At 65.5% G+C, this 16,069-nt stretch carries 16 protein-coding genes; 2 read left to right on the forward strand and 14 right to left on the reverse strand.

The genetic code is table 11. The annotated features are described in order from the left end of the window. Nucleotides 1–3: 3 nt before the first annotated feature. Complete coding sequence (locus GL284_RS04575) at nucleotides 4–1,641, reverse strand: hypothetical protein (RefSeq protein ID WP_155043460.1); 1,638 nt, start codon at nucleotides 1,639–1,641, stop codon at nucleotides 4–6. Then, entirely contained in the window at nucleotides 1,628–1,858 is a 231-nt protein-coding gene (locus GL284_RS21255) for a hypothetical protein (RefSeq protein ID WP_196216711.1), read from the reverse strand. Before GL284_RS21255 ends, GL284_RS04575 begins: the two co-directional genes overlap by 14 nt. Nucleotides 1,859–2,031: 173 nt before the next feature. Between GL284_RS21255 and GL284_RS04585 the strand changes: the two genes are divergently transcribed. Next, complete coding sequence (locus GL284_RS04585; RefSeq protein ID WP_155043461.1) at nucleotides 2,032–2,568, forward strand: shikimate kinase; 537 nt, start codon at nucleotides 2,032–2,034, stop codon at nucleotides 2,566–2,568. Next, on the forward strand, nucleotides 2,565–3,674 hold the full coding sequence (aroB, locus tag GL284_RS04590) for a 3-dehydroquinate synthase (RefSeq protein WP_155043462.1): 1,110 nt from the start codon (nucleotides 2,565–2,567) through the stop codon (nucleotides 3,672–3,674). The genes GL284_RS04585 and aroB overlap by 4 nt, the downstream gene beginning before the upstream one ends. Here aroB and mnhG read toward each other — a convergent pair. From mnhG to GL284_RS04650, 12 genes are all read right to left on the reverse strand, one after another. Continuing rightward, nucleotides 3,671–4,165 carry a monovalent cation/H(+) antiporter subunit G gene (mnhG, locus tag GL284_RS04595; RefSeq protein WP_155043463.1) on the reverse strand — a complete coding sequence of 165 codons (495 nt, stop codon included), beginning with the start codon at nucleotides 4,163–4,165 and terminating at the stop codon, nucleotides 3,671–3,673. The two genes, aroB and mnhG, sit on opposite strands and share 4 nt — an antisense overlap. Beyond that, nucleotides 4,162–4,443, reverse strand: a complete 282-nt coding sequence (locus GL284_RS04600; RefSeq protein WP_155043464.1) for a K+/H+ antiporter subunit F — start codon at nucleotides 4,441–4,443, stop codon at nucleotides 4,162–4,164. The genes mnhG and GL284_RS04600 overlap by 4 nt, the downstream gene beginning before the upstream one ends. After that, a complete protein-coding gene (locus GL284_RS04605; RefSeq protein ID WP_155043465.1) occupies nucleotides 4,440–4,928 on the reverse strand; it encodes a Na+/H+ antiporter subunit E in 489 nt (162 codons plus the stop codon). Before GL284_RS04605 ends, GL284_RS04600 begins: the two co-directional genes overlap by 4 nt. Next, a complete protein-coding gene (locus tag GL284_RS04610; RefSeq protein WP_155043584.1) occupies nucleotides 4,925–6,625 on the reverse strand; it encodes a monovalent cation/H+ antiporter subunit D in 1,701 nt (566 codons plus the stop codon). Before GL284_RS04610 ends, GL284_RS04605 begins: the two co-directional genes overlap by 4 nt. Before the next feature lie 23 nt (nucleotides 6,626–6,648). After that, nucleotides 6,649–6,993: a Na+/H+ antiporter subunit C gene (locus GL284_RS04615; protein WP_155043466.1), complete on the reverse strand. Its 345-nt coding sequence runs from the start codon at nucleotides 6,991–6,993 to the stop codon at nucleotides 6,649–6,651. After that, nucleotides 6,993–9,872 (reverse strand): monovalent cation/H+ antiporter subunit A, encoded by a 2,880-nt coding sequence (locus tag GL284_RS04620; protein WP_155043467.1) that lies wholly within the window; start codon nucleotides 9,870–9,872, stop codon nucleotides 6,993–6,995. Before GL284_RS04620 ends, GL284_RS04615 begins: the two co-directional genes overlap by 1 nt. Nucleotides 9,873–10,020: 148 nt before the next feature. Then, nucleotides 10,021–11,274: a type III PLP-dependent enzyme gene (locus GL284_RS04625; protein ID WP_155043468.1), complete on the reverse strand. Its 1,254-nt coding sequence runs from the start codon at nucleotides 11,272–11,274 to the stop codon at nucleotides 10,021–10,023. Then, nucleotides 11,255–11,491 carry an acyl carrier protein gene (locus GL284_RS04630; protein WP_155043469.1) on the reverse strand — a complete coding sequence of 79 codons (237 nt, stop codon included), beginning with the start codon at nucleotides 11,489–11,491 and terminating at the stop codon, nucleotides 11,255–11,257. Before GL284_RS04630 ends, GL284_RS04625 begins: the two co-directional genes overlap by 20 nt. 9 nt (nucleotides 11,492–11,500) lie before the next feature. Next, on the reverse strand, nucleotides 11,501–13,111 hold the full coding sequence (locus tag GL284_RS04635) for an AMP-binding protein (protein ID WP_155043470.1): 1,611 nt from the start codon (nucleotides 13,109–13,111) through the stop codon (nucleotides 11,501–11,503). Beyond that, a complete protein-coding gene (locus tag GL284_RS04640) occupies nucleotides 13,104–13,652 on the reverse strand; it encodes a serine acetyltransferase (RefSeq protein WP_155043471.1) in 549 nt (182 codons plus the stop codon). The genes GL284_RS04635 and GL284_RS04640 overlap by 8 nt, the downstream gene beginning before the upstream one ends. A gap of 76 nt (nucleotides 13,653–13,728) precedes the next feature. Beyond that, complete coding sequence (locus GL284_RS04645) at nucleotides 13,729–14,790, reverse strand: glycosyltransferase family 61 protein (protein WP_155043472.1); 1,062 nt, start codon at nucleotides 14,788–14,790, stop codon at nucleotides 13,729–13,731. After that, entirely contained in the window at nucleotides 14,787–15,962 is a 1,176-nt protein-coding gene (locus tag GL284_RS04650) for an SGNH/GDSL hydrolase family protein (RefSeq protein WP_155043473.1), read from the reverse strand. The genes GL284_RS04645 and GL284_RS04650 overlap by 4 nt, the downstream gene beginning before the upstream one ends. Nucleotides 15,963–16,069: the final 107 nt, after the last annotated feature.

Below are 16,069 nucleotides of genomic sequence, written 5' to 3' on the forward strand. Positions count from 1 at the left end.
GGCTCAGGGCTCGGCCGGGATGGCGCCCGGCGCGACGGTGATGACCGGGGCCAGCACCAGCTCGACCGCGGCCTGCCGGGCGACATCGCGCTGATCCAGCGCGCGCAGCACCCGCAGACCCTGCGCCGCGCGGGGCAGATCGCCGTCCAGCCCGGCATCGACATCGGCGATGGCGGACAGCAGCGCCTCGCCCCGGCGGTTCGCGGCCAGAAGCTCGGCATAGCGCTGCGACAGGGCGCTGTCGGCGGCAAAGGCGCCGATCAGCGTCGCCGCCCGGTCCGAGCCGGTGCCGCGTGGCGGTGTCGCCTCGGCCAGACCGCTGGCGAAATCCAGAAGCCATGTGTCGAAGGGCTGGGCATCCGGCGCGGGCTGGGCCACGACCTGCCATTGCCCGGCCTGCAATGCCAGCCAGACCGCGATCTGGCCCGCGCGTCCCGTCAGCCCCATGGCCCCGGCCTGCGCGCCCGCCATATCGGCCAGCGCCGGACCCAGCCCGGCTGCGACCATGCGATCGAATGCCGCGGGCAGGGCGGTTGCCACGGCATCGGCGTCCCGCGCGCTCAGCGCCGCGTCCAGTGTCTGGATCGCGGCGGCCCGGTCCCATGCGCCGCCGGATGCGGCGGGCTTTTGTTCGACATAGATCTCGCGCAGGCGCGAGGCGGGGATTGCGCCCGCGCGCGCCAGCCGCTCGGCCGCGTCCAGACGGGCCTTCCAGCCGCCGTTTTCATCCAGATCCGCCAGCGCAAAGGCCAGCGGCAGGTTCGATGAGGGCAGCGGCTGGCCGATGGCCTCGTGCAGGCGCAGATCCAGCGGCGTCACGACCTGCGGCGGCGGCAGGATGTCGCCCTGTTCGGAATATCCGTCATCCAGATAATGCGCGAGCAGCGTTGCCACCTGCGGCTGCAACTGGCCCAGCCCATCGGCGCCCTGATAGACCAGCGCCGCCGCTGCCCAGTCGCCACCCAGCGCCAGACAGAAGATCCGCGCCGGGAAACTGGGCGCGACACCGGGCGTGCGGTCCATGATCTGGCAGGCCTGCGACTGATCGCCCGACAGCAGCGCAATGTCGAACAGCCTGCGGAACCGCTGCGGATCGGCGGGGCCTGCGGTCTGCAAAAGCTCTTTCGCGGCGCGCGTCGCGCCCATGTCCAGCAGCTTGTCGACGCGGGCCAGAAACAGCGCGCCCTCAGTGCCGGGGGCGGCCTTTGGCGGCTGCAACTGCGCGGCAAGCAACCGCCGCTCCAGCCGCCGCAAGGCGGGCAGCCGCGGGTCCGAGGCCAGCACCTGCTGGGCCAGCACCGTGCCGTCGCTGTCGCCCCACAGACCCGCGGGCAGACCTGCCGCACGCGGCGACACGGTGCCCTTGCTGTCGGGATTGCCTTCGCCCAGACGGGTGACGCCCACCGGCTCGACCGCGCCGCTGCGCACGACCTCGCGCCGGGATTTCTGTTGCAGTTCGGGCGGCAGCGGTGTGCCGGGACGCCATGCGGAAATTGTGTCGGGCTGCTGGATGCTGCCCGAAAGCCAGTCGCTGGCCGAAAGCGGCGGGCGCGCGCCTGCGGCATCCGGCGCGATGGCCAGAGCCGCGCACAGCGCCATGCTGCCGATTGCGGACTGCGATATGGGCTTAATCCAGCGCATCTTGCCCCTGAGCGGCAGGTGCAGGTGCAGGTGCGGCGGGCGCAGGCGTGGCGGCGGGGGTTTCGGGTGCTGCGGCGGGCACGGGCGCGCCAAGGTTCAGCTCGACCGGCAACCGCGTCTGGGTGGGATCCGCATCCATATCGCCGAAATAGGCATAGCCGGTCAGCCCCGCCAGACCCAGAATCACCAGCACGAGCGCCACTCGCAAAAGCCTCATCGACTGTCCCTTTCCGCCTCAAATGCGTTCGTCATGACCGGTCTGACGCCGGTTCGCGCGAAATATATATGGCATTTCCCGAAAGATCACGCCATTCAGTGCCACCAATATCCCGTGCGCCCCTTCAGCGATAGAGGCGGCGCGGGACGCGCAGAAGGATTGACGGGGGGCTGATGCGGCGGAACATCGTGCTGATCGGAATGATGGGGGCGGGCAAGACCGCGATCGGGGCCGAACTCGCGCGCCGTCTGGGTCGGCCGTTCTGGGATACCGATTCCGAGATCGAGCGGGCCGCCGCCATGACCATCCCGGAAATCTTCGCCCGCGACGGTGAGGATTTCTTCCGCGCCCGCGAATCAGAGGTGCTGTCGCGGGTGCTGGCGTCGGGTTCCAGCATCGTCTCGACCGGCGGCGGATCGTGGATCCGCGAACAGAACCGCCAACGCATCGCGCAGCATGGCGTGTCGGTCTGGCTGGATTGCGATGCGGAAACGCTGTGGCATCGGGTCCGCGCGCGCCCGACGCGGCCGCTGTTGCAGACCGTCGATCCGCGCGGCACGCTGGAGCGGCTGCTGGCCGAACGCAGCCCGATCTACGCCTCAGCCGATCTGCGCGTGACGGCCACCCGCGCCGACAGCATCGAAGACACCACGAACCGGGTTCTGGACAGCATCGCCGCGCTTGAACCGATGATTCTGGAGCCGAAATGAGCATCGAGACCGTCCGCGTTGATCTGGGCACGCGGTCCTATGACGTGCGCATCGGGCAGGGGCTGCTGGACCGCGCGGGCGCCGAGATCGTGGCCTTGGCGGGCAAGCGTCGCGTGGCGATCGTCACGGATACGACGGTCGCAGCCGCGCACCTGCCGCGCCTGATCGCATCGCTGAACACCGCAGGTCTGCAGGCCGAGGCGCTGGCCCTGCCCGCGGGCGAGGCGACGAAATCCTGGGACCGGCTGGGGCAGGCGGTCGAATGGCTGATCGCGCAGCGGATCGAACGCAAGGATCTGGTCATCGCGCTTGGTGGCGGGGTCATTGGTGATCTGGCCGGGTTTGCCAGTGCCATCCTGCGCCGTGGCGTGCGTTTCGTGCAGATCCCGACGACGTTGCTGGCGCAGGTCGACAGTTCCGTCGGCGGCAAGACCGGCATCAACAGCCCGCAGGGCAAGAACCTGATCGGGGCCTTTCACCAGCCCTCGCTGGTGCTGGCCGATATCGACGTGCTGGGCACGCTGGCGCCGCGCGATTTCCGCGCCGGCTATGGCGAGGTCGCGAAATACGGTCTGCTGGGGGACGAGGGCTTCTTTGAATGGCTGGAAACCGCCGGGCCGGTATTGGCGACCGATCCTGAGGCCCTGCAGCGCGCGGTGCGCCATTCGGTGGCGATGAAGGCCGGGATCGTGCAGCGCGACGAAACCGAACAGGGTGAGCGCGCGCTGCTGAACCTTGGCCATACCTTCGGTCATGCGCTGGAATCGGCCACCGGCTACAGCGACAGGCTGCTGCATGGCGAAGGCGTGGCGATCGGCTGCACGCTGGCCTTCGAGCTTTCGGCCCGGCTGGGCCTGTGCAGTCAGGAAGCGCCGTCGCGTGTGGCCGCGCATTTCGCCGCCATGGGCATGCCCGCGCGCATCGCCGACATTCCCGGCGATCTGCCGGGTGACGAGGCGCTGATTGCGCTGATGGGGCAGGACAAGAAGGTGATGGACGGCAAGCTGCGCTTCATCCTTGCGCGGGGCATCGGGCAGTCCTTCGTGACCGACGATGTAGACCCGGCAGCCTTGCGTGCCGTTCTGGCGGCCTCGCGCCGGGGTTAATCGGTCGGATCGTGCAGATCGTCCGGGTCGCGCAGCTCGCGCGTCTCGGACTTGCTGTCGGGCAACACGCTGCGATCCAGAATCCCTTCGCCATAGCCCGACATGTCCCGCGCGCCCTTGCCCAGACGCTGGCCCGCAGGAACGCGCGGCGGCACGATTTCGTCATGGCCCAGCTTGGTGTCGCGGTCACGCCGCAGCGCCGCCCGGCCCAGCATCAGCAGGGTGATGGGCGGTGTGATCAGCATGAAGGCCCCGATCACCAGCTCATGCAGGACGGGCCGCTTTTCCAGCAGCGAAAACATCGCCATCGAGCCCACGACGATCAGCAGCGTGCCATAGCTATAGGCCATGGTCGGCGCGTGCAGCCGCTGATAAAAGCTTTTCAGCCGGAAAAGCCCGACGCTGCCCAGCAGCGCCAGCGTCGATCCCAGCACCACGAAAATCGCGATGATGATGGCGGCGACGGGGGGAAGCTGTTCAAACGGTCTCATTCGATCACCTCGCCACGCATCAGGAACTTGGCGGCGCAGACCGTGGTGACGAAGCCCAGGACGCCGATGACCAGCGCGGATTCGAAAAAGAACACATTGCCGCTGCCCATGCCGATCAGCAGGAACAGCAGCATGCACTGGATATACATCGTGTCCATCGCCAGCACGCGGTCCTGCGCGCGCGGGCCGCGCAGCATCCGCCAGCACGACAGGCCAAGCGCGATGATCATGGCGATCTGCGCATAGGTCAGGGCGAATTGAAGGATGGTCGCGCTCATTCGAAGATCTCCATCAGCAGGGCCTCGTAGCGGTCGCGGATCAGGTTCTGCCAGTCATCCTCGCTGCGCAGGTCAAGGACGTGCAGCAGCAGATAGCCGTCCTCGGCCTCGTATTCCAGCCAGGCCGTGCCGGGCGTGGCGCTGAGGATGATGGCCAGCAGCGCCAGCGCGTTCTGGTCGCGCAGCCGCAACTGCAACTCGACAAAGCCCGAGTGATATTTCGGGTGGTTCGGCCCCAGCAGCAGCACGCGCGCGACCGAGATGTTCGATTTCAGGATGTCCCAGACCACGATGCCCATCAGCTTGGGGATCAGGCCCCAGCGCCGGATGCGCGGCTTTTGCGGATGCAGGCGCTGCACCACCCATCCGGCGGCCAAGGCGATCAGCGTGCCAAGGACAAGGTTTCCAAGGCTGAATTGCGTCAGCAACAGCCACATCAGGACCAGCGCGGCCGAAATCAGCGGATGCGGGATAAGGCCGGTCATTCCTGATCCTCCGGCATGTCGTCGGGCGTTTCGGTCGGCGCAAGGCTGGTCGGCGGGGCGGCATCGACGCGCTCGGCGTCATGCAGCACGCTTTCGCGGTAGATGGCGGGATGCAGCAGCGCCTGTGCGGTGGCGCGTGCATAGCCCAGCACGGCATCCGCGCGCACCGTCAGCAGCAGGATCATCGCCAGCAGCATCAGCACCGGCGTGATCTCCAGCGCAAGGATGCGCGGCGAGGGGCCTTGCTGCGCCCAGAACCGCCGGATGCCAAAGCGCACAAGCGCAATCAGCGCCGCCAGCCCCGACAGGATCAGCATGGCGGCAAACACCCACAGCATCGCCGGAACATGGCCCGCGACGGACATGTTTTCCTGAATGGCGCCGCGCAGCATGGCGAATTTGCCGATGAAGCCCGGCATGGGCGGCAGGCCCGACAGCATGGCCGCGATCAGCGCAAAACAGATGGCCATGGTCAGCCATGACACGGTGCGGGCGCTGGCGGGGTCGGTCGTGTCCTCGACCGTATCCAGCCCCATCGGCGTCCAAGCCCAAAGCTGGGCTTCGCCTTCGGTGGCGGGCTCCTCGGGGGCGGGGTCGTCGTCCTGCCCTTCATCGTCGCGGGTCACCGGCTCGGCGATCAGGAAGAAGGCCGAGACCGCCGCCGTCGAGCCGATCAGATAGTAAAGCGCGCCCGCCAGCAGTTCGGGCCCACCGCCCGCCTGCGCAAAGCCCACCGCCGCCAGCACCGTCCCCGACGAGATGATCGCCAGATAGCCGCCCTTGCGCGCCAGTTCCGGCGATCCCATGATGCCGATCATGCCAAAGCCCATGGTCAGCACACCGCCAATCATCAGGACCGGCGCGCCGAAACCCGCAGATTCGCCGGCATCCGGGCCAAGGATCAGCAGCGTCAGGCGCAAGATGACGTAGATGCCCACCTTGGTCATGATCGCCATGATGGCCGCCGCCGGAGGTGCCGCCGCAGCATAGGTCGTGGGCAGCCAGAAACACAGCGGCCAGACCGCTGCCTTGGTCAGGAAGGCGATGCCCAGAAACGCCACCGCCGCATGGAACAGCAGGCGCTGCGCATCGTCCAGCACCGCCAGCTCACGCCCGATATCGGCAAAGTTCAGCGTGCCGGTGGTGCCATAGACCAGCGCCACACCGATCAGGAAGAACAGCGAGGCCGCAAGGTTGATCGCGATGTAATGCAGCCCGGCCTTGATCCGGTCCGGACCCGAGCCATGCAGCATCAGGCCATAGGACGCCGCCAGCATCACTTCGAAGAAGACGAACAGGTTGAACAGATCGCCGGTCAGAAACGCGCCGTTGACGCCTGCCAGCAGAAACTGGAACATGCTGTGGTAATGCTGTCCCTTGCCGTGCCAGCCGGCGGCGGCATAGATCAGCGCCGGAGCAGCCAGCAGCGCGGTCAGCATGACCATCATGGCCGACAGCCGGTCCAGCACCAAGACGATGCCGACCGGAACCGGCCAGTCACCCAGCCGGTAAAGCTGCACGACCTGCTGGCCCTGATCGCCCAGCGTCTTGGCATCCGACATCAGCTCGGTCGAGCTGAGAAACATCAGCGCGACGGCCACCAGCCCCATGACCAGCTTGGTCTGGCGGTTGCGGTCGTTGTAAAACAGCATGATCGCGCCCGCGACCAGCGGGATCAGGATCGGCGCGATGATCATGTGATTGGGAACAAGATCGGGGTTCACTGGCCGCGCTCCTTCCCGTCAACATGGTCGGTGCCGGTAATCCCGCGCGAGGCGATCATCACCACCAGAAACAGCGCCGTCGTGGCAAAGCTGATGACGATGGCGGTCAGCACCAGCGCCTGCGGCAGCGGATCGGCATAGGCGGTCGGATCGACGAAGCCGCCCTTCGGCATGATCGGCGCCGCGCCGACATAAAGCCGCCCCATCGCAAAGATGAACAGGTTGACGCCGTAAGCCAGCAGACACAGCCCGACGATCACCTGATAGGACCGGGGCCGCAGCAGCAGCCAGACGCCCGATCCGGTCAACACGCCGATGGCAAGGGCAAGGATCAGTTCCATCAGCTTTTCTCCGTCTCGGCGTCATCGGGTCGGGTGCGGGGGGCGACGCGCAGCGACTGGTGGGCAATGGCGATCAGCATGATGACGATCGCGCCCACCACCAGCGAGAACACCCCCAGATCGAACAGCATCGCCGTCGAGGCCGGAACGTTCCCGATCAGGGGGATGTCGACATATTGGTAATGCGTGGTCAGGAAGGGCATGCCGAAGATCCACGATCCCGCGCCGGTCGCTGCCGCGATGCAGATGCCCGCGCCCATCCAGCGGATGGGCAGGATGGTCAGCCGCGCCTCGACCCAGCGCACATTGGCCGCGACATATTGCAGCAACAGACCGATGGCGAAGGTCACGCCCGCCGCGAAGCCGCCGCCGGGCAGGTCATGGCCGCGGAAGAACAGATAGGCGGCCAGCGTGATGATCGGCGCAAACATCCACTGCATGATGACGGCGGGCACGAACAGATAGGATTCCAGCGCCTGCTCCTCGGCCTCGACCTGCGGGCGCGGACGCTCGACGCTTTCGGGGGCGGGGCGGAAGCGGCGCAGCAGCGCATAGACGGTCAGGCCGACGATGCACAGCACCGCGATTTCTCCGAACGTGTCGAAGGCGCGGAAATCGACCAGAATGACGTTGACGACATTGGTGCCACCGCCCTCGGTATAGGAATGGCGCAGGAACCAGTCGCCGACCGAAGTGCCGGGCCGGGTCAGCAGCACGGCCAGCGAAATCGCCGTCATGCCGATGCCGCAGAACACGGCGATCAGCAGGTCGCGGAAGCGGCGGCTGCGCTGCAGCAGCGTCGAGTCGCCCGGGATTTCCTGATCGCGCTTGGGCAGCCAGCGCATCCCCAGCAAAAGCAGCGTGGTCGTCGCCACCTCGACCAGCAATTGCGTCACGGCAAGGTCGGGCGCGGACAGCCAGACGAAGGTGGCGCAGGTCACCATGCCCGCCCCGCCCAGCAGCACCAGCGCGGCGAAGCGGTGATATTTCGCCTGCCATGCCGCACCGATGGCGCAGCCCGCCCCGACGATCCACAACAGCGCAAAGACCAGCTCGCGCGTCGTCACCTCGGGGATGGGGATGTTCCAGTCCAGCGGGCCCAGCGCGAAATAGGCACCCGCCATGCCCATCAGCACCATGGCGCGCAGTTGCGCCTGCAGGCCATTGGCCGACAAGCGGCGCAGGCCGATCTGCGGCAGGCGCTTGGTGAACAGGTTCAGGCCACGTTCAAACATCACCCCGAAATTGATCGCCCGCATGGCGCGGAAACCCTCTTCGCCGGCATCGATCCAGCGGCGGGGCAGAAGATAGATCAGGATGCCCAGGCTCATGGCGATCAGGCTCATGATCAGGGGGGCGTTGACGCCGTGCCAGATCTTCAGGCTGTAATAGGGCAGGTCGGGGCCGATCACCGCGATGCTGGCGCTTTCCAGCCAGCTGCCCAGCGTGTCCTGCGGGAAGATGCCGACGGCCAGACAGATCACCACCAGCAGCATGACCGGCAGCCGCATCAGGGCATGCGGTTCGTGCGGTTCATGCGGCAGGTTCTCGGCCTTGGGGCCAAAGAACACCGTCAGGATGAAGCGCAGCGAATAGGCGGCGCTGAACGCGCCTGCCAGCACCGCGATATAGGGCGCGGCATTGTCCAGAACCGAGCCATTGTTCCATTCGTAGGTGGCGTCGAAGAACATCTCCTTGGACAGGAAACCGTTCAGCAGCGGCACCCCCGCCATCGCGGCCGAGGCGATGATCGCCAGCGTCGCCGTGATCGGCATGAATTTCGCAAGGCCCGACAGGTGGCGCATGTCGCGCGTCCCGGTCTCGTGGTCGATGATGCCCGCCGCCATGAACAGCGAGGCCTTGAAGACCGCGTGGTTCACGATGTGGAAGATCGCGGCGATCAGCGCCAGCGGCGTGCCGATGCCCACCAGCGCGGTAATCAGGCCCAGATGGCTGATCGTCGAATAGGCCAGAAGCCCTTTCAGATCGTGTTTGAACAGCGCCACCACTGCACCCAGCAGCAGCGTGATCAGACCCGTTCCGGTGACGATCTGAAACCACGCATCCGTGCCGCCCAAAGCCGGGTGAAAGCGCAGCAGCAGGAAGACCCCGGCCTTCACCATGGTCGCCGAATGCAGATAGGACGACACCGGCGTCGGCGCGGCCATGGCATTGGGCAGCCAGAAATGGAACGGGAACTGCGCGGATTTGGTAAAGGCGCCCAGCAGGAACAGGATCAGCACCACGGGATACAGCGGATGCGAGGTGATCTTCTGGCCCGCCGCAAGCACGTCGTCCAGCTGGTAGCTGCCGACGATCTGCCCGATCAGGATCATCGCGACCAGCAGGCACAGCCCGCCCGATGCCGTGATGACCAGCGCCATGCGCGCGCCGTCGCGGGCATCCTGACGCTGATACCAATAGCCGATCAGCAGGAACGACACGAGGCTGGTCAGTTCCCAGAACACCACCAGCATGATGATGTTGCCCGACAGGATCAGCCCCGCCATCGAGCCTGCAAAGGCCAGCAGGCAGGCATAAAGCCGTGGCACCGGGTCTTCGTCGGCCATGTAATAGCGCGCATAGATCAGCACCAGAAGGCCGATCCCGGCGACCAGCACCATGAAGAGCCATGCAAAGCCGTCGATGCGGAAGGTCAGGGCCAGACCGATGCTGTTGGCCCATTCAAACTCGCCAATGATGCGCCCGCCATCGGCAACCGCCGGGTATAGCACCGCCAGAATGGCCAGCGCGACCAGCATGGTCAGACCCGCCAGCCAGGTTTCGGCGTTTCGCGAGCCGACGGGCAGCGTGGCCGCCAGAATAGCAGAGATGAATGGCGTCAGAACAAGCAGCAGTAACAGGTTCTGTTCGACCATTCGGCATCCTTCACAGGCTCAGGGATTTTGCCCGCATCATAGCCCTTGCGCTTCGGGAAGCACAACCTGAACCACAGGAAAAAATTGTGATTTATTCATGGCGATGACAGGCATTTTATCGCGTTTGCAACGGGATCGGCCAAGCTGTTCAGCCGGTTTCCCCGAGCAAACGGGTGATATCCTGCAACTGTCCGCCAAGAACCATCACCTCGACCGGCAGGGGATGGCTGATGAAGTGAAGCGGGCTTGCGGTCGGACCATAGGCTCCGGCGGCGTGGATGGCCAGCAGATCGCCTTCGTCCAGTCGCGGCAGCGCCACCGCTCCGCCCAGCTTGTCGATCGAGGTGCAGAGCGGACCCGAGATGTCGTGCGGCAGGGTCTCGCACGCGTCCGAGGGATCGCGGTCGACACGGTGCATGACATAGTTGCGGCGCAGCACCATGCCGAAATTGCCCGAGGCGGCCAGATTGTTGTTCAGACCGCCGTCACAAATGGCGATGCGGCTGCCGCGCGATTGCTTGACCGAAACGACCTGCGTCACGAAATAGCCCGCCGGGCCGACCAGATAGCGGCCCAGCTCCAGCACCAGCCGGGCATCGGGAAAGCGCGCCTTGAAGGCGTCAAGCTCGGCTCCGATGGTCTGGGCGATGGCGGCAAGGTCCAGCGCCTGTTCGCCGGGATGATAGGGGATGCCCAGCCCCGAGCCGAAGATCAGCTTTTCCGGATGCAGATCCAGCGCGGCGCAGGTGTCGGAAAACACCTGCATGAAGATGCGCCAGTTGTCGCAGATCGCGTCGGCTTTCAGGCTTTGCGTGCCCGAATAGATATGCAGCCCGATGATGCGCAGATGGGGCAGCGCCGCGATCTGCGGCAGAATATCGGCCGCATCCTCGACATCGACGCCAAAGGCGCTGGGGCGGCCCGCCATCTGGTCGCCGAACCCTTTCGGCACGCGGTCGGGCGCAAGGCGGATCAGCACGGGCTGCACGCGGCCCAGCTCGGCCGCGATGGCGTCGGCCAGCCGCGCCTCGCGCAGGCTTTCCAGAACCAGTTCCCCCACATTTGCAGTGATGGCCCTGCGCAGTTCCACCTCGCGCTTGGCGGGGCCGGTGAAGCTGATCCATGCCGGATCCCAGCCCGCCTGCTGCGACAGCGCGAATTCCCCGCCCGAAGACACGTCCAGATAATCCAGATGCGCCCGCATCCAGCCCAGCAAGGCCGGGTTGGGATTGCTTTTCACCGCATAGCTGACGGCGAACCAGCGCCCGAAGGCCTGCCGCAGCCCGTCAAGCCGGGCGGCGATCTCATCGGCGAAATAGACATAGGCGGGCGTCCCGAACCGCTGGGCCGCCGCAGCCAGATGGTGATCCAAAGCCAGATGATTATCCAAGCGTGGCGACATAGGCCGAGATCCGATCCACCGTGTCGAAATTCTCAAGCGTCACATCGCCCGGCTGGATGACGGCGCCGGTCTTTTCCTCGATGAAGGTAATCAGGCTGACCATCGAGACCGAATCCAGAATGCCGCCCGAAAACAGCTCGGTGCCCGCGTCGATATCCTCATCGACATTCAGATCGTCGCGCAGATAGGCGAGGATGTCTTGCTGGCTCAGGCTCATGGGTCTTCCTTATGCTTCGATCTTGTCGGTTGCAGCCTTGGCGGCCCTGATGATCGCCGGACGGTCCAGCTTGCCGCTTGCCGTCCGGGGCATCGCACCTTCCCAGGCATGAAACTGCAAGGGACGCATATAATGCGGCATGGTGCGGGCGCAATGCTGGGACAGCGCGGCCAGCCCAGCATCGGGCAAAAAAGTTACCGCGACGTGAACGGCTTGGCCAAAATCGGCGTGATCGACGCCGTAGGCCACGACATCGCTGACCAGACCGCTTTGCGACAGCGCATCCTCGACCTCGGTCGGCGACAGGCGGAAGCCCAGCGTCTTGATCATTTCATCCATGCGGCTGACGAACCACAGATCGCCATCCTCATCGACGCGGACCAGATCGCCGGAATAGACCACCGGATCATCGCCGATCAGATGCGCCAGTTCCGGGCAGGGGCGGATCTTCAGCGCGGTGACCTCGGGCTTTTCCCAATAACCCATGCTGACCAGCGGCCCGGCATGGACCAGTTCGCCCTGTTCGCCCGGTCCGGCAATGCCTTCGCCATGCTTGATGGCGAAGACCTGCGCATTGGGGATCTGCCGCCCGATCGAGCCCATCTTCTCCGCGAACTTCGCCGGCGGCAGATAGGTCGAGCGAAACGCCTCGGTCAGGCCATACATCAGGAAGATCTCGACGCCCGGAAAGACCTTGGGCATCAGTTCCAGAATGTTCGGGGGGATCTTGCCGCCGGTATTCGTCACCCGTTTCAGCGCGGGCAGGGGCGTGGGGCTGGCATCCAGCAGCCGCACGATCTGGTTCCACAAGGGCGGCACGCCCGCAATCGTCGTCACCTGCTGGTCGCGCGCCATGCGCACGATCTCGGCGGGCATGGTCAGCGGCTGATGCACGATGGTGCCGCCCAGCAGCATCATTGTCGTCAACTGGTTCAGCCCGGCATCGAAGCTGTAGGGCAGCACGGACAGCAGCCGGTCCTCGGCGGTCAGGCCCAGATATTCGGCGACCGAGATCGCGCCCACGCGGATATTGCGATGGCTCAGCATCACACCCTTGGGCGCGCCGGTCGAGCCCGAGGTATAGATGATCATCGCAAGCGCCGCCGGATCGGTTTCGTCGGGCGCGGAGCCACTGTCGGCGGCAAGCGCCGTCCAGAGGTCCGCGCCCTGGGCAAGACCCTCGGCCTTGCCGTGAACCAGAAATGCCGTGTCCGGGGACAGGGCGTTGTCGCCCTCCAGCGCCTTCAGGGCGGGCTTTGTCAGGATCACCGCGCGGGCGCGGCTGTCCCTGGCGACATAGGCCAGCTGCGTCGGGGTCCAGTGACTGTTGACGTTGACCACCACCCCCCCGGCCTTCCAGATGCCGAACATCGCCGTCACCTCGTCGATGCCCTTGCGCAGATGCACGATCACGCGGTCGCCGGGCCGGATGCCGCGCGCGCGCAGCCAGTCGCAGACGCGTCCGGCCTCGGCCGCCAGATCGCCGTAGCGTGCGCTGCGGCTGGCATCGATTGCAGCGATCTTTTCGGCGCTGTCGGGCAGGTTGTCGGCCAGCATGTGCCACATGGCGCGGTCGAACATGTTACGGCCAAACAAGGCAGGGTCGAAATCTTCACGCATCGACAGGCTCCTGAGCGGGCTTCTTCTTGGCGAAAATCGGCAGGCTGGGATAGATCTTGGCCGGAGATCCGATGACCACGCTGTCGGATGGCACATTGGTCGAAACGGCGGTATTCGCGCCGATCCGCACCCGGTCGCCGATCTTGATCGGGCCAAGGATCGTCGAATTCACCCCGATGAATACGTCATCCCCAAGGATGGGCGCGCGCCCGCGCATGTTCGTGCCGATGGTCACGTTGTGCATGACCCCGCATCGGTCGCCGATCACCACATCGGGATGGATCGACAGCGAGCCCTCGGCATGGATGATGTGGAAATCTTCGCCCAGCTTGACCTGCGGCGGGATCCAGACCTTGGTCACGTTCAGGATGAAGATCTTCATCAGAGCATAGAATTTCTGCGCCACCCAGCGCGCAGCCGGATTGTTCAGCCCGATCGCCCAGCGACCATAACGATAGACAGCCAGAGACACGAAGGCGGCTTCGGTCAATGAGCGGCCATGGCGGATATAGTCTCCGCGGATGACTTCAAACAGACTCATGCGAGTAACTCAATAAATTCTTGGAATTCAGTTATGGCTAGCATCCGGTGTGATGTGGCGAAACTCAACCTGCCGTTTAGGACGAGTTTTCCGAAACTTTGCTCTCCACAAGGTCGAGCGTTCTGGCGATGTCATCCCAGTCGGCGGTAAAGGCCTGCGCGCTGCCTTGTGCCACGACCATCGCGAAGCGCTGCTGCCAGCGGTCGGTCATCAGCTTCATCGCGGTGGTGGCGCGGTCCGGCGGCTGGATCGTCAGCAAGGTGCCGCCGGGCGGCATCGCTGCGACACCGTGGTTCAGCTGGCTGCCCTCGACCCCGGCGATCACGCGGGCATCGCAGCACGCGGTCATCAGTTCCTCGACGCTGTGATCTTCGGGAAACATGACGCGAAAGCCGAAGTCGCGGGCCATGCGCTCGGCGATCTGGGTTTCATTCGTCAGGTGGCGCAGATCGCCCGAATTGCCGCGCAGCAAAAAGACGCCGGGCTTTTCCAGCCCCGCCGCGCGCGGGATAAGCCGGTCGCGCATGTCCTGCGCCCGCTTCAGGCGGTGGCTGTTATTGGCGTGATCTTCAAAGATCAGCAATTCGTCGAAATGCGCATCGGCCAGCCGGGTCGGCGCGACGCCCAGCAGATCTTCATAGCGCGGCATGTGACCGCCGCGTTTGGGCATCGTCGTCACCGGCTGGCCAGCGGTTTCGGCCAGACGATAGCTGAGGCAGTCATCCAGCAGCCAGTTGCCGAACCAGCGGTTGCCCACCCATGTTTCATAAAGCGCGCCGCGCCCCATGTCCTGCATCTGGCCAAAGGCCAGCTTGTGGCGTCGGCTGCGCAGATGCAGCGACAGCCCGTGCGAATAGAGCACGCCATCGACGATATCGACATCCGTCAGCAGATAGGCGCGCGTGGCCCCGACCGCTTCGGCCGGGTCGCCCTCCAGCGATTTCACCAGCAGGGGCAGCGTGGTGAATTCGGTCTGCCGGATCCGGTCGATCTGATCGGGCAGCAGGATGGCGGGTGGCACGGGCCGGGTCTCGGCGGGCGCAACCTCCCATGTCTCGGCCGAGGCGGCGGCCAGATCGCCCGCGCCAAGTCCAAGCAGCAATCCCAGCCGATAGGTCAAAGGACGAAGAGACTTCATGCGCCTGCTCCCTCGATGGCATGGATGATGTCGCGGGCGATCATGCGGTGATCCTGCGCTGAAGGGTGCCAAAGACAGGCACTGCGCTGCAATTTTGGCAGCACCACCAGCACGACGCGCGCGCCATCGGATTTCAACGCGGCCTCGGCCTGACGATAGGGCCCGACCAAGGCGTCGCCATATTCGCCAAAGGCCAGCAGCACCTGCAACGCCTGCGGATTTTCCCGGACGCGGGCGCGCAGGAATTCCGTCAGCGCCGGGGCGAAATCGCGGCTGAGCGCGGCCTGATCGCGCCAGACCTCGCCCGGCGCGAAGTCCGAGCCGAAATCGTTCGAGCCCAGCCCCGTCACGACGATATCGGCAGGGCGCTGTGGCTGGCCCGCCGCATGCGGGTCGCTTGGCAGCGCCAAGGGATAGCGGCTGGGCATCGTGGTCTCGGGCGAGGCGCCGCCGTAATTGCGCAAAAGCCCGATGCCCGAACGCGCGATCACCCGGTAATCCGCCCCCAGCGCCGCCGCGACCTGCGGGCCGAAGCTTGCCGAGGTATCGGTGGCGGCGAAGATCTCTTCCTCGGTGCAGTCGCGGCTGGTCGCGCCATTGGCAAAGCCCACCGTATCCGAATCGCCGATGAACTCGATCAGCCGCGCCGCAGGTTCCGGCGCGGGCAGGGGGCTGGCGCTGTCGTCGATGAAGACGCCGCCGAAACTTGCGGGCATCGAGGATTCGCTGATCTTTTCGACCCGGATCAGATGTTCGCCGGGGACCAGCCCGTCAATCCGCACATCGGTCGCGCCGGGGCGCGCCAGGTCGATCCGACCACCATCGCCGCCATCCAGCGTCACGCGCCAGCGGTTCGACATGTCCTGAAAGCGCAGATAAACGCCTGTGCCGGTGAAGCGGCCTTCCGCATGAAAGCCAGGCCATTCCTGAAGATAGCCCTTTTTATCGGGCGTGCTGGCCGTTCGTCCAAGAATATTCCAGGGCAGCGGACGCAGCCCCTCGCGCGGCGCGATCAGGGCCACCCGAGGCATTGCCGCCGTGCCTTTTTCAATCACGACCGGCGGGACGGGCGTATGCGGCCGCGCCGTATCGTGCCAAAGAAACGTAATCACCAAAACAAGCGCCGCCGCCACAGCAGACAGCATCGCCACACCACGCAAATTCGTCCGCATCGTTCCTCGCCATGCGATTGGCCGGATGATGCCGCAGCGCGGCTGCGCTGTCCACATCGCCAAAATGGCAGGTTGTCGCAGGTGGCAGGTGGCGGTCAGGGCCGCTG

Source organism: Paracoccus shanxieyensis (assembly GCF_009711265.1).
Classification (GTDB): domain Bacteria; phylum Pseudomonadota; class Alphaproteobacteria; order Rhodobacterales; family Rhodobacteraceae; genus Paracoccus; species Paracoccus shanxieyensis.